Source organism: Paenibacillus sp. J22P51, from assembly GCF_059692215.1.
Map to the genome: position 1 here is coordinate 224185 of NZ_JCAUAZ010000005.1, position 15544 is coordinate 239728.

Below are 15544 nucleotides of genomic sequence, written 5' to 3' on the forward strand. Positions count from 1 at the left end.
GAACGCCTCCTGATATTATGATAATAAGGACATGACTTCATTTACAAAAGTTACGCTATTCTCTTTCCCGCGGCAAATCACTAGAATCGTATCATCTCCACAGATCGTACCCATGACCCCATGCCATTCCAAATTGTCAATCAAAGCGCAAATCGTATTCGCAGTACCAGGCAAGCACTTCATGACGACCAAATTATCTGTATAATCAACGCTGACAAAATGATCACTTAATGCTCTACGCAGTCGTTGCATAGGATTAAAGCGCTGATCAGCAGGCATGGAATATTTATATCTGCCATCATCGAGAGGGACTTTGATTAAGTGTAATTCTTTAATATCTCTAGAGACCGTTGCTTGTGTCACATGAAATCCAGCCGCGCGCAGCGCTTCAACCAATTCATCTTGTGTTTCAATTTCATGATTTGTAATGATTTCTCTAATTTTTACATGCCTTTGACCCTTCATCCTTACACCTCTATGTGAAATGTGATTTTTTTGATTTTATTAACGGTCATATCAACGTAAAGGATACCCTGTGCCTCAGGATATATGAGGGTGTAGGGCAGCAGCATGTCCCGTACAGCGCTCCCTGTCATCTCAAGTGGTTTGCGTTCTCTCGCCACTTTCACAAGATAAACATCATCTTCCTTTTGCACAAAATAATCAATAAATAATCGGCTTTCCAGCTGATCCCTCTCACCCACTGTCATGGTAATAGGGATTTTGGTCTTGCCTGCAAGCACATCGAAGCCCGCAGCTTCTAATAGTTCAACCACATCATCCGCAGGAATATTTCCATGCCTTGGTATCCGCCCTCGTCTTCGACTTGTACCCGCTGCCCACTTCTGAAATCGCCAAATGACGATACTCACAATTCCGATCAGGATTAACAAAATGACTTTAACATCGCCTTGTTCCATGTCCTTCACCTCGCCATAGTATTCGCGAGTTCAGAAGGAAAATCCTTTCTCTGAAGTGAAAAAACCCATCTCAGGGCCGCAAAAGGCGTTCTCAAAGATGAGTTTATTTTCCATGTAATTTCTGCGAAGCTTTCACCGTCTCTGCAATAAGGTCTTTAATTGAAGAAGGCGCTGCAAGCGACTCTTCCTCATCGTTACTAGCCCAGAAAGCAAGGAACTCAATATTTCCTTCACCACCGGTTATTGGCGAGTAAGTCAGGCCCTTCAAGCGAAAGCCGAGCTCCTCAGCAAATGTCAATACAGTTGTTAGCACATCTATGTGTACGTCGCTGTCACGCACAACACCAGACTTTCCGACCTTCTCTCGGCCTGCTTCAAATTGCGGCTTAATCAATGCAACTACGTGCCCTTGATCCCCTAAGATTTCTTTCAGCGGGGGTAAAATAATACGCAATGAAATGAATGAAACATCAATACTAGCAAAGGTCGGTCTCGGACCGTTCAAATCCTCCAATTTCGTGTAACGGAAATTCGTTCTCTCCATCACATGAACACGCTCATCATTGCGCAGCGACCAATCCAATTGGTTATAACCGACATCGACAGCGTAGACGGAAGCAGCACCATTTTGCAGTGCGCAATCCGTAAAACCTCCTGTGGAAGCCCCGATGTCCAACATAACCGCACCTTGCAAGTCGATTTCGAATTGCTTTAACGCCTTTTCAAGCTTAAGTCCGCCACGACTCACGTAAGGATGAAGTGCGCCCTTTACTTTGAGAACGGCTTTCCGGCTTATTTTCATACCAGCTTTATCAACTGGCTCTTCATCCGCAAAAACAAGGCCTGCCATAATGGCGGCCTTTGCCTTTTCTCTGCTCTCGAAATACCCTTGCTCTAGCAGCAATAAGTCTAACCGTTCTTTATCCGATGACATATACGATGTGTTGCTCCTATTCCAATCGGTTACTAGACCTTAGCCCGGAGGACTTTACGCGGCACTAGCTTCTTCACTTCTGTAATAAGATGATGAACGGTTAATCCTACCTCTTCGCGCTGTTCTGGCACACTGCCATGCTCAACGAAGTAATCTTGAATCCCCATCAGCTCAACTTGTAAACCAACAATACGCTTCTCTGCATAAAACTCCAGTACGGCACTTCCGAAGCCACCTTGGATCGAGCCTTCTTCCATGGTAATTACCGGCATTGATTCTTTGGCTAACTGAAGCAGATAAGCTTCGTCCAAAGGCTTAATAAATCTTGCATTTACGACGCGAAGCTCAATGCCTTCCTGTGCCAGTTGTGCAGCTGCCTCTTCGGCAACCTGAACCATAGGTCCAACGGCAAGTACAGCGGCATAATCGCCTTCACGAACTGTTTCCCAAGTACCCAGTGGAATCGCTTTAGGAGCCTCATCAATATTGGCACCTGTGCCATTAATACGCGGATACCGATAAGCAATCGGACCATCGTTATATTCGAGAGCCGTTTGCATCATGTCACGCAGCTCTTTCTCATCCTTCGGCATCATTAAAACCATGTTCGGAATTGTCCGCAAAAATGAAATATCATATACCCCTTGATGCGTCTCGCCGTCTGGGCCAACGAAGCCTGAGCGGTCAATGGCAAAGGTAACATTCAATTTAGGTCGGCAAATGTCATGAACAACTTGATCATACGCACGTTGCAGGAACGTTGAGTAAACAGCAAACACAGGTTTTAAGCCTTCGCTTGCCAAGCCTGCACATAAGGTAGCCGCATGCTGTTCTGCAATCCCTACGTCAATCATACGACTCGGAAATTGCTTCGCAAATTTCAACAATCCAGATCCGCCAGGCATCGCAGGCGTAACTGCCACTACTCGGGAATCTTTCTCTCCAAGCTCGATTAGTGTATCTCCGAATACTTGTGTATACATTGGCGGTCCAGATGACTTGAGAACTTGACCCGACTCCATTTTGTAGGGCCCTAAACCATGCCAAGTATGTGAATCATTCTCAGCAGGCTTATAGCCTTTCCCTTTCGTCGTAACGACATGAATCAGCACAGGTCCAACAACCTTCTCAGCCTGCTTCAGCGTCTCCATAAGGACTTGTAGATTATGTCCATCAACAGGTCCGATATAAGTAAAGCCTAGCTCCTCAAACCATACACCATTCAAAACAAAATATTTAAGACTATCCTTCAGCTTCTCCGCGGTTTTAGCCAGCGTTCCGCCGATGGCAGGAATTTTCTTCAGTAAGTGTTCGACTTCTTCTTTGGCTTTCAGATAATGACGATCGGAACGAATTTTGCTTAAATAATTATGAAGAGCCCCTACATTGGGCGCAATAGACATCTCATTGTCATTCAGAATGACCGTAATATTCTTCTTCTCGTGACCAATATGATTCATCGCTTCAAGCGCCATGCCGCCAGTAAGCGCACCATCACCGATGATGGCAACAACTTTATTATGTTCGCCTTTGAGATCACGCGCCATCGCCATACCCATGGCAGCGGACAGTGATGTACTGCTATGTCCTGCTTCCCAGACATCATGTTCACTTTCGGAACGCTTAATAAAGCCGCAAAGCCCCTTATATTTACGCAAAGTATCAAACTTATCTTTGCGTCCAGTTAGAATTTTGTGCACATATGCTTGGTGACCCACATCAAAAATCAGTTTATCGTACGGGCTGTGAAACATGGTGTGTAAGGCAATTGTGAGTTCAACCACGCCTAAGTTCGGGGCCAGATGACCACCTGTAACGGAAAGCTTTTCAATAAGAAATTGACGGATTTCTCCTGCCAAGTCTTCAAGCTCCGTCAAGGATAACCGCTTCAAATCCGCAGGCCGATTGATTTGTTCGAGCAGCACGCTTGTTTCCTCACTTTCAATGTGAAAATACTAAGATTTCACCATTATATCATAGAATTGGGTAAATCGTGTAAAACGCCATGGATTGACGGATACGCCCCCCTATAGAACGAGTACGTTTACCATGACAAGAAGTTTCATTTTGAATAAAAAAGGATCTCGATAAACGGTCACTTAGTGATCTCTTTTCATCAAGTAATCTGCGATCTGCAGCAACCTATCAGGGTTGGCAATATTGGACCGAAGTAAGGCTTCCTTCGCTTGATTCGTCAGCTCTTGCACCTTCTGTTCAGAAGCTTCCATGCCAATAAAATAAGGGAAAGTGACCTTTTGTTGCTTCTCGTCACTCTTCACAGGCTTACCAAGCTTCGCCTCATCACCGATAATATCCAAAATATCATCTTGAATTTGAAAAGCAAGTCCTAGAGCGTGTCCGAATTCACTGAGCGCTTCTAATTGTGCTTCAGTCGCCCCTGCAATATGTCCACCCGCACGCAGGGAGAAAACAATGAGATCGCTTGTTTTGTGCGTATGAATGTAGGTTAACTCTTCCAACTTGGTCAGACCTTGTTCACCCAGCATATCCGCAGCCTGCCCGCCAACCATCCCACGCGCACCTGCAAGTACGGCAAGCTCCTCAGTAATCGCTAGCACACGCTCAGCAGGCACGCCAAACTTTTTGTGCGCCTGGGCAACACTGAAAAAGGCATGCGTAAGCAGCGCGTCGCCAGCTAAAATAGCCATCGCCTCGCCATATACCTTATGATTCGTTAACTTTCCTCTGCGGTAATCATCATTGTCCATCGCTGGAAGGTCATCATGCACCAAGGAATACGTATGAACTAATTCAATGGCTAGGGCCACAGGCATGGCAGCCTCAAGCGAGCCCCCGAGAGCTTCAGCAGCTGCTAGAACCATAATGGGACGCAGCCGTTTCCCGCCTGCCATTAAGGAATAGTCCATTGACTCACGCAGTGAAGCAGGGACCTCCCAAGCAGCAGGCAACGACTGACGTAGTGCGGCTTCGACCAATTCAGCATGGGAAGCGATATATGTATGGATGTTGGACGTCGTGTTATTCAAACTAATTCCCCTTATCTTCCAAGACAGGCTGGAAAGGCTTTCGTGTTACCCCAGCTTCCCCTTCAACCAGCATCTCAATTTTCTTCTCCACTTGCTCAAGTTTAACACCGCATAGGTGGGAGAGTCTCACGCCTTCTTGATACAGTTCAATTGCTTTCTCTAACGGCACATCGCCGCTTTCCAGTTGACTTACGATGCGTTCTAGTTGCTCGATCGCCAATTCAAAGCTTACTTCTGTTTCACTTGCTGACATCCATGTTCGCCTCCATCCCTGAAACTTGACATTGTATTTTACCGTCCTTAAGACGTATGGATAAACGATCACCAATTTCCACCTGAGCGACCGAACGAACGAGTTGCTTCTCCTGTTCGTCATAAGCAAGGCTATAGCCCCGCTGCATGACCTTCAGCGGGCTGAGGGCGTCCAAATGGCGGACGCCTGACTGCCACTCCTGCTTCTTCGAGCGCAGGAGTGTCTGCATGGCCGTGAGCATCTGACGTTTGGACGTGTCCAAACGTCGTCTCGCCATCACGGCCTGCTCAGTCGGATTGAAGTTGGACAAGCGACGCTCCAGCTTCAATCGACGCTGCGCCAACTCCGTTAGGCGCTGACGCATGCGGTAACCGAGCTGCTCCGCCAGCCGGTCGAGGCGCTCCGCAGGCTGCATGAGCAGCTGCCTGCGGGGGTTAGTCAGGAACGGTGAGCGCTTCGAGCGCTCCAGCCGTTCCTGCTTGCGGCGCAGCTGCTGCAGCAGCCCGTAGTGCAGGCGCTGTGCCTGCTGCGATAGCTGCTGCTTCAGCTCGAGGTGGTGCGGCACCGCGAGCTCTGCCGCCGCCGTAGGCGTCGGCGCTCTCAGATCGGCGACGAAGTCGGCGATCGTGAAGTCCGTCTCGTGGCCGACGGCCGAGATGATCGGAATCGCGGAAGCAGCGATGCTCCGCGCAACGATTTCCTCGTTGAAGGCCCACAGCTCTTCCAGTGAGCCGCCGCCGCGGCCCACGATGAGCACGTCGGCTTCACCGAGTCGGTTCATGGCTTCGATCGCTTTCACGATCGAAGGAGCCGCCTGTGTACCCTGTACGAGGACAGGGTACAGTAAGATCGGGATCGACGGGAAGCGCCGCTGCAGCGTGATGATGACATCACGTATGGCGGCCCCCGTCGGGGACGTGATCACGCCAATGGCGCGCGGAAACCGAGGAATCGGTTTCTTGCGCTCTGGCGCGAATAGCCCTTCGGCTTCGAGCTTCTTTTTCAGCTGCTCGAAAGCCAAATACAAGCTGCCGATGCCATCAGGCTGCATCGCCGTTACATAGAATTGATAAGCGCCGTCTCGCTCATAAACAGAAATATTCCCGCGAGCGATCACTTTCGTGCCCTCTTTCGGGATAAATCCAAGCTTCTGGTTATGGGAAGCAAACATAATGCTTTTCAGGCGACCGTCTGCATCCTTCAGCGTAAAATACATATGACCACTAGAATGATGGGTGAAGTTCGAGATTTCGCCTCGCACCCACACATCTTGGAGACGTGAGTCTCCTTCCAGCAACAGCTTAATATAACGGTTTAAATCCTTAACCGATAAAATCTTGGTCTCGTTTCTCGCCATAGGGGTTACTATACGCTCACATTCGCTTTAGCTGCACGGCTAGCCGCATCAACTGTATTGCGAAGCAGCATGGTAATCGTCATTGGACCCACACAACCAGGTACAGGTGTAATCGCACTTGCAATCTCTTTCACAGCTTCAAAATCAACATCCCCAGTTAATTTGCCGTCTGCAGGACGATTCATCCCAACATCAATTACGACTGCACCTGGTTTCACGTGATTCGCTTTAATCAAGTGTGCTTTACCTACGGCTACAACAAGTATATCTGCTTGCTTCGTGATCTCTTCCATTTTGGGCGTGCGAGAATGAACGACGGATACGGTTGCATGCTCACGCAATAACAACATCGCCATCGGTTTACCCACGATATTACTTCTGCCTACAACGACAGCATGCTTACCAGCAATTTCAACGCCTGTCCGTTTGAGGATTTCAATGACACCATGCGGAGTACAGGGCTTCATGCCATCTTTCCCAATCATGAGGTTTCCAACATTAATCGGGTGGAAGCAATCTACATCTTTCGCAGGATCAATCTCGTCCACAACCGCTTCTTCGTCGATATGCTTGGGTAGTGGTGACTGAACAAGAATACCGTTAATTCGATTATTATGGTTAAAAGCATGGATGAGTGCGATTAATTCTTCTTGTGTCGTTTGCTCAGGTAGGCGATGTACTTCAGAATAGATGCCTACATCATCGCAAGCTTTCGCTTTGTTTCTTACATAGACTTGTGAAGCTGCATCTTCACCAACAATAACAACGACAAGACCTGGTTGGTTTCCCTGCGCTGTAAGTGCCGCTGCGTCAGATCTAATTTCCTCACGAATGGAGCTCACGAGTTCTTTCCCATTAATTACTTGTGCTGACATGTTATTTATTTCCCCCTTAGCCTCTTAAGCCATACCTATATGAAAGTGAAATGCACTGTGATCATTGAGTACGCAGAACTTTTTCTTTCAGCTCGTCGATTTCTTTAATCATTTTCCCAAGCACACCATTCACGAATTTCCCTGATTCTTCAGTTCCATAATGCTTGGCCAGATCGATGGCTTCATTGACAACAACCTTCGGTGGAACATCATCGCGATACAGCATCTCATAAGCACCTAAGCGCAGCACTTCCCGATCAATACGAGACAGCCTGTCCATAGCCCAGCCCTTCAGATACTCCTCCAACAACTCGTCAATGCTAACCTTGTTCTTGTAAGTTCCCTCAACAAGCTCAATGATGTAGACTGGATCTATCTTATCCCCGGAGAAATCCAATTGCGATTCATTATCATGTTCGGCCTCATGAATCGCGATTTGAACTGCCTCCTGAGGCGTAGCCTCATTCATTTGGATTTGGTATAAGCTTTGTATAGCAATTTCACGTGCAATTCTGCGTTTCATCCTGTTCCTCCTAAGCGTTTCGCTCCTGCAAAACGACCTTCTCCTAAAAACTCTTTCTCCTAGTATACGTCAAAATGTAGCCAATCCAAACAAAAAAATCCATGGTTGTACCAGGGATTTTAGCGAAACATTCTCCATTTTTGTGTGAGATAGCGCCAAATGTCTTCTAACATGACGAAACTTTCCTTACGATCTAGCTTATTACCAACATAAAAACCTACAAGTACAATGAATCCAAAGATCAACATATCCCAAAAACCAAAAAACAAATAAATAAAACCGAAGAATATACCCGCTGTCACTCCGATTACTTTGCCCCTATGGAATTCCCATAGTTCATTCCACATATGTGGATTCACCTCTATTCGACTCGGCTTTTAAACGTTGGGGCAGATTGCACGATGTTCGCTACGAATACGGTTACGGAAGCTACAGGAATACCGGTAATATCTTCTATGTAACTTTTCACTGTACCTTGCATGTCTTCAGTCAGTTCCGGAATCGAGCTTTCCCCATCTACAATGGTTCTAATTGTAATTTCTAGCCCGGATTGATTCACTCTAACTCGTGCACGCAGATCCTTCGCACCTTTCGTGCGACCCGCGGCTTTCAGGGATAGATTCTCAACTGTCTCGATGGAGATACGGATATCGCCAAAATCGGTCCGTTGATCAATCGACGGTGCTTGGGAACGTCCGCGACGAAGCGTTACGATCAAGAAACGTACGGAGATCAGCAGCATGATCAAGCTGATAATAATGCCCGGATACGCGTAGTTCTTCTCGTAATAAAAATGACTAAGCGTTTGACTTGCTTGATCGAGTGGGATCCAGCTAGATGCTGTGAACAATACAACGATCGATACGACGAAAATAATCAGGCTATAGAAAAGCAGCAAGAGCCTGTCCACAATTTTACCCACTACGCTTGTCCCCTTCCTAAGTTAGAGGAAACCCCCTGCAACCTGTAGGGGGTTTCAATTGATCCATATGGCTCAGCTTTACCGCCTATTTCACACGATGGGCAGCGGCTGGTTCTTCTTCAATCGGTTTATCCGCCTGCTTGAAATGAACATCATGAATATGGACGTTAACCTCAACAACATTTAAACCTGTCATTGATTCAATAGCCTGCTTCACATTGTTCTGAATGTCACTTGCAACTTCAGGAATACGATTTCCGTATTCGATAATGATGGAGACGTCAATGGCAGCTTCACGTTGTCCGACCTCTACCTTTACGCCTTTGGACAAATTCTTGCGTCCAAGTAATTCAGCAATGCCGCCAGCTAATCCGCCACTCATCCCCGCTACACCTTGCACTTCCACCGTTGCCAAACCGGCAATGATTTCGATAACCTCGGGGGCAATCTGGATGCTGCCCATGTCTGTCTTGACGTAATCCGGAGCGATTGTGCTCATTGTGGCACCTCCTAATAAGTTTTGCGCCAGAGAATATTGGCGCCCTGTATAAATGGGATAAGCCATCTTAATTTATTAGTATAACATTTTGGCAAAAATATGACAAATGTTTGTCTACGATTCTGGATCGTTCACATCGTGCTCTTCCAAGAACTTAATATCATGGTCACCCTTGATAAATTTCTTGTGCTCAAGCAGCTTCAAATGAAAAGGAATTGTCGTGCTCACACCATCTACCGCGAACTCATTGAGAGCTCTTTTCATGCGGTTAATTGCCTCTTCACGTGTACTTCCCCAAACAATTAGCTTGGCGATCATGGAATCATAATGTGGCGGAATCGAATATCCTGGATAAACCGCACTGTCCACACGCACACCGAACCCGCCAGGAGGCAAATAAAATTTCACTTGCCCTGGGGATGGCATGAAGTTCCGATTCGGATCCTCTGCGTTAACGCGGCATTCAATCGCCCAACCATTGATGCGGACATCTTCTTGTCGGAATGACAGCGGGTTGCCTTCAGCCACGCGAATCATTTCTTGGATAATATCGATACCAGTGATCATTTCGGTTACAGGGTGTTCAACTTGAATCCGCGTGTTCATTTCCATAAAGTAAAAATTACCGTCTGGACCTAATAGGAATTCAAGTGTCCCTGCGCCGGAATAATTCACAGCCTTCGCTGCACGTACAGCTGCTTGCCCCATAGCTTTACGCGTTTCTTCTGTTAGAATCGGACAAGGCGCTTCTTCAACAAGCTTCTGTCTCCGACGCTGTACAGAACAATCACGTTCGCCTAAGTGAACAACATTGCCATGCTTATCTGCAAGGATTTGAATCTCAACATGCTTCATGCCTGTTAAGTACTTCTCCAAGTAAATACCTGCATTTCCGAAAGCATTCTGTGCTTCTTGCTGCGCAGCCGTAATCTGTTGAACAAGTGTATCCTCGTTCTCTGCGATACGTATACCTTTACCTCCGCCGCCTGCTGTCGCCTTGATAATAATTGGATACCCGATATCGCGTGCGATAACCACGGCATCCTCAATATCCTCAACCAAACCGTCAGACCCCGGAATAATCGGAACTCTCGCTTCCTTCATCGTTTGCTTAGCAACCGCCTTATCACCCATCCGGGAGATTGCGTCAGGGGAAGGTCCAATGAAGGTGATATTGCAGCTCTCGCAAATTTCTGCGAAGTCTGCATTTTCAGCTAGAAAGCCGTATCCTGGATGGATAGCATCGCATTCCGTTAGCGTGGCCACGCTCATCAAGTTGGTGAAATTCAAGTAACTATCTTTGGATGCTGTCGGTCCGATGCAATAAGCTTCATCCGCAAGACGAACATGCAAGGCATCCCGATCTGCTTCCGAGTAGACAGCAACAGTATAGATGCCTAGCTCACGGCATGCTCGGATAATACGAACCGCAATCTCGCCACGGTTCGCAATTAGAATTTTATGAAATTTCATGATTTGCCCTCCTAAGAGCTCTTCGTAAGAAAAGCTTGCGTTATCAGCATAAGCTTATAAACGCAACTACTCTGGTCTAACCAAAAATAAAGGTTGTCCGTACTCTACTAGCTGTCCGTTCTCAACGAGAATTTCAACGATCTCGCCCTTTATTTCAGCTTCTATTTCGTTCATTAATTTCATGGCTTCAACAATACAAACAACACTCTTATCAGTCACTTTAGAGCCAACGCTTACGAAAGGCGCAGAACCAGGGGAAGCGGATTGATAGAAAGTCCCTACCATCGGAGATACGATCTTATGTAAAGATGAATCCTCTTGCTTGGCTTGTCCGTTAGCATGTACTGGTGCTTCGATAGCAGCTGCAGCAGGTGCTGAATTCGCATAGTTAGGTTGAGCAATAGGTGCATATGTGTGTTGAACTGGAGCGGATACATAAACAGGCTCCGATTTATTCGGTTTACGAATAGAAAGGCGTGCACCTTCATTTTCAATTTCAAGCTCTTGTAAAGAGGATTGATCGACGAGTTTAATTAACTCTTTGATTTCACTCAATTTAAACATTCAAGTCACTCCTTTAGACGTTGGTGAACCCTTAAAAATGCGTTTTCATAGCCGCAACGTATGTATTATACCCATAAACGCACGAAATGGAAAGAGTCCAGTTTATCCGGACCCTTTCCACCACCATTTTGAGAACTCAAAACTCTGCTCGAATCCTATGGACGTACGTACTGGATCTTGATATTTTCAGGTGTTGCACCCAGCTCTTTCACAACCATATCCACGATGGATACGCCTTGGCTTTTTTCCAATTTATCGGCTTGAACAGTTACTTTCCACTTGCTTCCATCTTGATTAATGACCGCTTGAGGGAAATCTTGAATGAGCAGATCTTGCAGATTTTCAATTTTTTCTTGCAGATCTGTCAACGCTGACAAATCGTTTGTTGCTTTAGCTACGGCTTCAGGCGTTTTCTTGGAATCCAAAATAATGGTCATCAGATCCGTTGAAACTTTGCTGAAGTAATTGTTTTGTTTCACTTGTTCATTCGTAAAATAGTCATTGGCTGATGTCGTTTTGGCTTGTTCTTCTACTTGCTTCAAGACTTGTTCATCTGTTTTGGATGTTGTTGTTTTGGATGTATCTTTTGTCGTAGTTTTGGAGGCATCTTGTGTCGTTGTCGCTTTAGCATCTGTTTTTGTAGAAGTTTGCGGCATTGTCGATTTTGTGTCGGTTTTTGCGCCAGTTCCAGTTGTTGCTTTCACATCTGTTTTCGCACCTGTTACTGGATCCACCTGGCTCATATCAATTTTCACTTCTTGTGATTGACTGATAGCATCTGTAGAAGCAAGATCCAGCTTATTGACATCCTCAGTGAACAGATAATACGCGGACAGCACCACCATCAAGCTAAGCATCGATACGAGCCAAATTGTTTGTCTTTTTGCATTCATTGTTTATTCCTCCTTAGAATAGTTAGATGATTTCCTGAATTTATTCCCCTGTTTTGCGCGGTAAAATCGATATTTTACTTGCTTGAACATCCATTCCTCGCTCAACGGCTTCCATGATCATTTTCTTCACAGTGAGATTTTCTGCGCCTTTTGCAACAACGATGACGCCTCTAATTTTGGGTTTAATGTATTTGAGCACAAGCGGCTTCTGGTCACCTGACACTTGATAAATAACAACTTCGCCGCTCCGCGTTACCTGGGATATATTGCGTGTTGCTCCACCATTGTCGCGTTCTGTCGTCATGGTTTGATTGTCGTTATAATTTTTGTCAACGGTCATTTCCTCCGTGGATTCAATTGTAACGAGCACTTCCACCTCTCCGACACCAACAATTTTTTGCAGGATGCTTTTCAGTTGGTCACCATAAGCTTGTTCGTAATCATGAAAGCTTGAGTTTTCCTTGGATGAGCTTCCTACAAACGTTTCTTTACTAACCGGTGGCGGAGACGCTCTGCCTGTGTTGATGGGATCCAGATCTTTGACATTTATAAAGGCGTTTATAATCATTAGCGCAGCTCCTAAAAGCCCAACCATGATGACCCACAGCAACGTATTTTTACGTTTAGGCCCACCTGGTCCGCCGCCGAATTTGTGCTCCATCCATTGCAGCAATGTTCCCATCGATTCACCTCGCCATCCATCCTTTGCTTTGAGCTAATCCGATCTCGATTTTGGCAGGATCCACAAGCCAAGCCCGTGAAATTCCTTCCTTGAGTCGGTCCTTTTCTTGCTCACTAGGCATCGCTCTATCGGTTGACTGCATATTGCCTTGTGTACTTGCCATACGATCTTGCGCTGTCGCGGTAGACCCAATTTTGATAGGATCCACGGGTTTGACTGGCTCCATCGCAGCAATGCTTTTGCTTGCCGTTGATGGTTGCTTCTTCATTTCTATATCATCAAGGGTTACCCTAACGCTTGAAATGCTAGGCTTCCCGTTATTGTCTACCTGCACTTGCACTTGAACATCTTGGATTGGCCACTCCGTTTGTTTCTGTAAGTCTTCTTTCATCAAGACAGCTAATTGCGTTTGAACCAATTGCTGCGTTTTCTTTTGTTCTGCATTTTGAATCTTGTCAGCATCCTTCGTTATGGCTTCCAGGGATTTCATTTGAGCTTGATTCCCAAAACCTCCGGCAAGCATGGTTTTCTCATTCTGCGCTTTCTCCGCTTGGCTAAGCAGCTGATCCATATCCCAATCTTTCTGGAACAGCTGAAGCACTGGTGTAAGCAGCGTCAGAAGAATAAAGAGACTCAAAACCGTCTTCACATACCGCTGCATCGTATTGCTTGGGAGGAGAAGATCAACAAACGTCGCGAGCATAATGACCATAATGACGGTTTTCAGCCATCCTGCTAACCAATCCATCGCTTGGCTCCTTTCACCTCATCATGACGGAGACATTACTAATCGTGATCATGATCGTCAGGGCAAGAAAAAACATTAGACTTACCGCCGCTAGGGCAGCGAAAACATAAATCAAGCTTTTGCCAATCGTCTGTAGGCAGGCAATAATTGGGCTATCTCCTAAAGGCTGCATCAGCGCCGCTGATAAGTTGTAGATGAAAGCCAGCGTTAAAATTTTGATCGCTGGGAACGCACACAGGAGTACGAGGATGACAACACCAACGAGTCCTATCGCATTTTTGACCAGTAAGGATGCCCCTATTACGGTTTCTGTCGCGTCCGAGAATAGTCGTCCTACTACGGGTACGAAATTCCCCGTAATGTACTTAGCCGTTCGAATCGCAACGCCATCTCTTACAGCGCCCGCCGTGCCTTGGATGGAGATGACTCCGAGGAATACCGTTACGAACACGCCTAGCATGCTTAAACTTACGGTGCGCAGCAGATTAGCTAACTGTGTGACTTTAAACTTATCGCTAAGAGAGCTCACAATGTGCAGCACTGCCGAGAAAAACAAAAGCGGGAAAACAAACACATAAATGGCCGTACCTACGGAATGGATCATGAACACAATCAGTGGATGAAGAATGGCAACCGAAGTCACATTTCCCATGGAAGCTAATAACGTGAGCAGCAACGGCATGATGGCTATCATGAATTGAATCATGGAGGAAATGGCTGTCTTGGCATACCCGATCGCAACGCTGAAGCTGTTGATCGCAATGATGATCAGCACCATATAGGTGATGGTATAGCCTAACTTGCTAACCGTGTTTCGTTCAAACGAGCTTTGCAGCGTCTCTAGGATCATGCTGAAGACGGTCAAAACAACGATCGAAGCCAATAATTTGCCATTGATGATAATTTCATGAAAAACATAGCTCAGCAGCCCTTTAAAGATGCTCTTCATACTAATGCCCTTAGTTCCAAGCAGCAGTTCCATGAAGGTCGGCGTCTTGCTTTCTGGGAAATAACCCCCATATTCCTTCATCAGCTTATCCCAATATTGCTCAACAGGCTCCGTGTTCAAGCGATTCGCTTGCTCTTTGATCATGACATCCGTTGGCGATTCAGCCGTTAACGAGCCTGACAATCCGAGCCATAAGCCCATGGTTAGTATGAACAGTAAGATCCACCGGTTGTTCAGCTTCTGGTGCGAATAAAGTAGGTGCATGCGTGTCACTCCTTAGGTGAATCTTCTAAGCAGGGAGTAGTTTAACCACGGTCTCGATGATGACTGTAATGATCGGAATGGCCATGACCATAATGAGCACCTTACCCGATAGCTCAATTTTGGAGGCAATGGAATCTTGACCGGCATCACGGACAATCTGTGCGCCAAACTCGGCGATGTAAGCAACACCTATGATCTTCAGAATCGTTTTGAGGAAAACGATGTTCACGTTCGACTTCACAGCTAAATCCTCAAGGACTTGGATGACCGAAGAAATTTTGCCTATTAAAAACAAGAAAATCACAATGCCCGTAAAAGCGGCTAACAAAAAGGCGAACATCGGCTTCTGTTCCTTAATAATGAGCGTCAATATTGTGACGATAAGTCCTAATCCTACGATTTGGATGATTTCCATCAGACCACCTCATTGGAATAGGAAAATGGTTTTGATTTCTTTAAACAAGTTATCCAGCATACTGACGACCATAAAAAGCACGACCACGAAGCCTATGACCGTGACCCAGTGTGCCATATCCTCTTTTCCCATCTGCTTCAGCACCGAATGGATCATAGCGATTATGATTCCGATGCCGGCGATTTGGAAAATGGCATTCACATCTACATTCATTCCTGGCACCTCGCTCTGCCCACAAGAAACTTGTCATGCACGGGTAAATGAT

The 15544-nt window shown here is 46.2% G+C and carries 20 protein-coding genes; all 20 read right to left on the bottom strand.

The genetic code is table 11. From position 1 onward, the window contains the following. Positions 1-15: 15 nt before the first annotated feature. Complete coding sequence (gene ahrC, locus AC58QC_RS14035; RefSeq protein ID WP_497415749.1) at positions 16-465, bottom strand: transcriptional regulator AhrC/ArgR; 450 nt, start codon at positions 463-465, stop codon at positions 16-18. 2 nt (positions 466-467) lie between these two features. Beyond that, positions 468-920, bottom strand: coding sequence for a hypothetical protein (locus AC58QC_RS14040; RefSeq protein WP_497415750.1), 453 nt, complete (start codon positions 918-920; stop codon positions 468-470). A 103-nt stretch (positions 921-1023) separates the two neighbouring features. After that, positions 1024-1854, bottom strand: a complete 831-nt coding sequence (locus AC58QC_RS14045; RefSeq protein ID WP_497415751.1) for a TlyA family RNA methyltransferase — start codon at positions 1852-1854, stop codon at positions 1024-1026. 32 nt (positions 1855-1886) lie between these two features. Then, positions 1887-3779, bottom strand: coding sequence for a 1-deoxy-D-xylulose-5-phosphate synthase (gene dxs, locus AC58QC_RS14050; protein ID WP_497415752.1), 1893 nt, complete (start codon positions 3777-3779; stop codon positions 1887-1889). Positions 3780-3953: 174 nt separating this feature from the next. Continuing rightward, entirely contained in the window at positions 3954-4862 is a 909-nt protein-coding gene (locus AC58QC_RS14055; protein ID WP_497415753.1) for a polyprenyl synthetase family protein, read from the bottom strand. 1 nt (position 4863) lies between these two features. Beyond that, entirely contained in the window at positions 4864-5115 is a 252-nt protein-coding gene (gene xseB / locus AC58QC_RS14060) for an exodeoxyribonuclease VII small subunit (RefSeq protein WP_497265577.1), read from the bottom strand. Next, the gene (gene xseA / locus AC58QC_RS14065) at positions 5102-6472 is read right to left on the bottom strand and encodes an exodeoxyribonuclease VII large subunit (protein WP_497415754.1); all 1371 of its coding nucleotides are present in this window, start codon (positions 6470-6472) and stop codon (positions 5102-5104) included. The genes xseB and xseA overlap by 14 nt, the downstream gene beginning before the upstream one ends. An 8-nt stretch (positions 6473-6480) precedes the next feature. Further along, the gene (folD, locus tag AC58QC_RS14070) at positions 6481-7347 is read right to left on the bottom strand and encodes a bifunctional methylenetetrahydrofolate dehydrogenase/methenyltetrahydrofolate cyclohydrolase FolD (RefSeq protein WP_497415755.1); all 867 of its coding nucleotides are present in this window, start codon (positions 7345-7347) and stop codon (positions 6481-6483) included. 61 nt (positions 7348-7408) lie between these two features. Continuing rightward, a complete protein-coding gene (gene nusB / locus AC58QC_RS14075; RefSeq protein WP_497415756.1) occupies positions 7409-7870 on the bottom strand; it encodes a transcription antitermination factor NusB in 462 nt (153 codons plus the stop codon). A gap of 119 nt (positions 7871-7989) precedes the next feature. Beyond that, a complete protein-coding gene (locus AC58QC_RS14080) occupies positions 7990-8217 on the bottom strand; it encodes a DUF2273 domain-containing protein (RefSeq protein WP_068661991.1) in 228 nt (75 codons plus the stop codon). Between the two features lie 14 nt (positions 8218-8231). Beyond that, a complete protein-coding gene (amaP, locus tag AC58QC_RS14085; RefSeq protein WP_497415757.1) occupies positions 8232-8792 on the bottom strand; it encodes an alkaline shock response membrane anchor protein AmaP in 561 nt (186 codons plus the stop codon). An 85-nt stretch (positions 8793-8877) separates the two neighbouring features. Continuing rightward, the gene (locus AC58QC_RS14090; protein ID WP_497415758.1) at positions 8878-9291 is read right to left on the bottom strand and encodes an Asp23/Gls24 family envelope stress response protein; all 414 of its coding nucleotides are present in this window, start codon (positions 9289-9291) and stop codon (positions 8878-8880) included. A 114-nt stretch (positions 9292-9405) separates the two neighbouring features. Beyond that, complete coding sequence (accC, locus tag AC58QC_RS14095; protein WP_497415759.1) at positions 9406-10764, bottom strand: acetyl-CoA carboxylase biotin carboxylase subunit; 1359 nt, start codon at positions 10762-10764, stop codon at positions 9406-9408. A gap of 66 nt (positions 10765-10830) precedes the next feature. Next, entirely contained in the window at positions 10831-11328 is a 498-nt protein-coding gene (gene accB / locus AC58QC_RS14100) for an acetyl-CoA carboxylase biotin carboxyl carrier protein (RefSeq protein WP_497415760.1), read from the bottom strand. Positions 11329-11483: 155 nt separating this feature from the next. Continuing rightward, positions 11484-12221: a SpoIIIAH-like family protein gene (locus AC58QC_RS14105; RefSeq protein WP_497415761.1), complete on the bottom strand. Its 738-nt coding sequence runs from the start codon at positions 12219-12221 to the stop codon at positions 11484-11486. 40 nt (positions 12222-12261) lie between these two features. After that, positions 12262-12903, bottom strand: coding sequence for a stage III sporulation protein AG (gene spoIIIAG / locus AC58QC_RS14110; protein ID WP_497415762.1), 642 nt, complete (start codon positions 12901-12903; stop codon positions 12262-12264). 4 nt (positions 12904-12907) lie between these two features. Beyond that, positions 12908-13651, bottom strand: coding sequence for a stage III sporulation protein AF (spoIIIAF, locus tag AC58QC_RS14115; protein WP_497415763.1), 744 nt, complete (start codon positions 13649-13651; stop codon positions 12908-12910). A gap of 13 nt (positions 13652-13664) precedes the next feature. Then, on the bottom strand, positions 13665-14864 hold the full coding sequence (gene spoIIIAE / locus AC58QC_RS14120; RefSeq protein WP_497415764.1) for a stage III sporulation protein AE: 1200 nt from the start codon (positions 14862-14864) through the stop codon (positions 13665-13667). 25 nt (positions 14865-14889) lie between these two features. Further along, positions 14890-15279 (bottom strand): stage III sporulation protein AD, encoded by a 390-nt coding sequence (spoIIIAD, locus tag AC58QC_RS14125; protein WP_477590847.1) that lies wholly within the window; start codon positions 15277-15279, stop codon positions 14890-14892. A gap of 9 nt (positions 15280-15288) precedes the next feature. After that, on the bottom strand, positions 15289-15492 hold the full coding sequence (gene spoIIIAC, locus AC58QC_RS14130; protein WP_056614718.1) for a stage III sporulation protein AC: 204 nt from the start codon (positions 15490-15492) through the stop codon (positions 15289-15291). Positions 15493-15544: the final 52 nt, after the last annotated feature.

Bases quoted from the DNA above. Each gene is read 5' to 3' on its own strand.
- ahrC (WP_497415749.1), bottom strand. From the start codon at position 465: ATGAAGGGTCAAAGGCATGTAAAAATTAGAGAAATCATTACAAATCAT.
- AC58QC_RS14040 (WP_497415750.1), bottom strand. From the start codon at position 920: ATGGAACAAGGCGATGTTAAAGTCATTTTGTTAATCCTGATCGGAATT.
- AC58QC_RS14045 (WP_497415751.1), bottom strand. From the start codon at position 1,854: ATGTCATCGGATAAAGAACGGTTAGACTTATTGCTGCTAGAGCAAGGG.
- xseB (WP_497265577.1), bottom strand. From the start codon at position 5,115: ATGTCAGCAAGTGAAACAGAAGTAAGCTTTGAATTGGCGATCGAGCAA.
- xseA (WP_497415754.1), bottom strand. From the start codon at position 6,472: ATGGCGAGAAACGAGACCAAGATTTTATCGGTTAAGGATTTAAACCGT.
- folD (WP_497415755.1), bottom strand. From the start codon at position 7,347: ATGTCAGCACAAGTAATTAATGGGAAAGAACTCGTGAGCTCCATTCGT.
- nusB (WP_497415756.1), bottom strand. From the start codon at position 7,870: ATGAAACGCAGAATTGCACGTGAAATTGCTATACAAAGCTTATACCAA.
- AC58QC_RS14080 (WP_068661991.1), bottom strand. From the start codon at position 8,217: ATGTGGAATGAACTATGGGAATTCCATAGGGGCAAAGTAATCGGAGTG.
- AC58QC_RS14090 (WP_497415758.1), bottom strand. From the start codon at position 9,291: ATGAGCACAATCGCTCCGGATTACGTCAAGACAGACATGGGCAGCATC.
- accC (WP_497415759.1), bottom strand. From the start codon at position 10,764: ATGAAATTTCATAAAATTCTAATTGCGAACCGTGGCGAGATTGCGGTT.
- accB (WP_497415760.1), bottom strand. From the start codon at position 11,328: ATGTTTAAATTGAGTGAAATCAAAGAGTTAATTAAACTCGTCGATCAA.
- AC58QC_RS14105 (WP_497415761.1), bottom strand. From the start codon at position 12,221: ATGAATGCAAAAAGACAAACAATTTGGCTCGTATCGATGCTTAGCTTG.
- spoIIIAG (WP_497415762.1), bottom strand. From the start codon at position 12,903: ATGGGAACATTGCTGCAATGGATGGAGCACAAATTCGGCGGCGGACCA.
- spoIIIAF (WP_497415763.1), bottom strand. From the start codon at position 13,651: ATGGATTGGTTAGCAGGATGGCTGAAAACCGTCATTATGGTCATTATG.
- spoIIIAE (WP_497415764.1), bottom strand. From the start codon at position 14,864: ATGCACCTACTTTATTCGCACCAGAAGCTGAACAACCGGTGGATCTTA.
- spoIIIAD (WP_477590847.1), bottom strand. From the start codon at position 15,279: ATGGAAATCATCCAAATCGTAGGATTAGGACTTATCGTCACAATATTG.
- spoIIIAC (WP_056614718.1), bottom strand. From the start codon at position 15,492: ATGAATGTAGATGTGAATGCCATTTTCCAAATCGCCGGCATCGGAATC.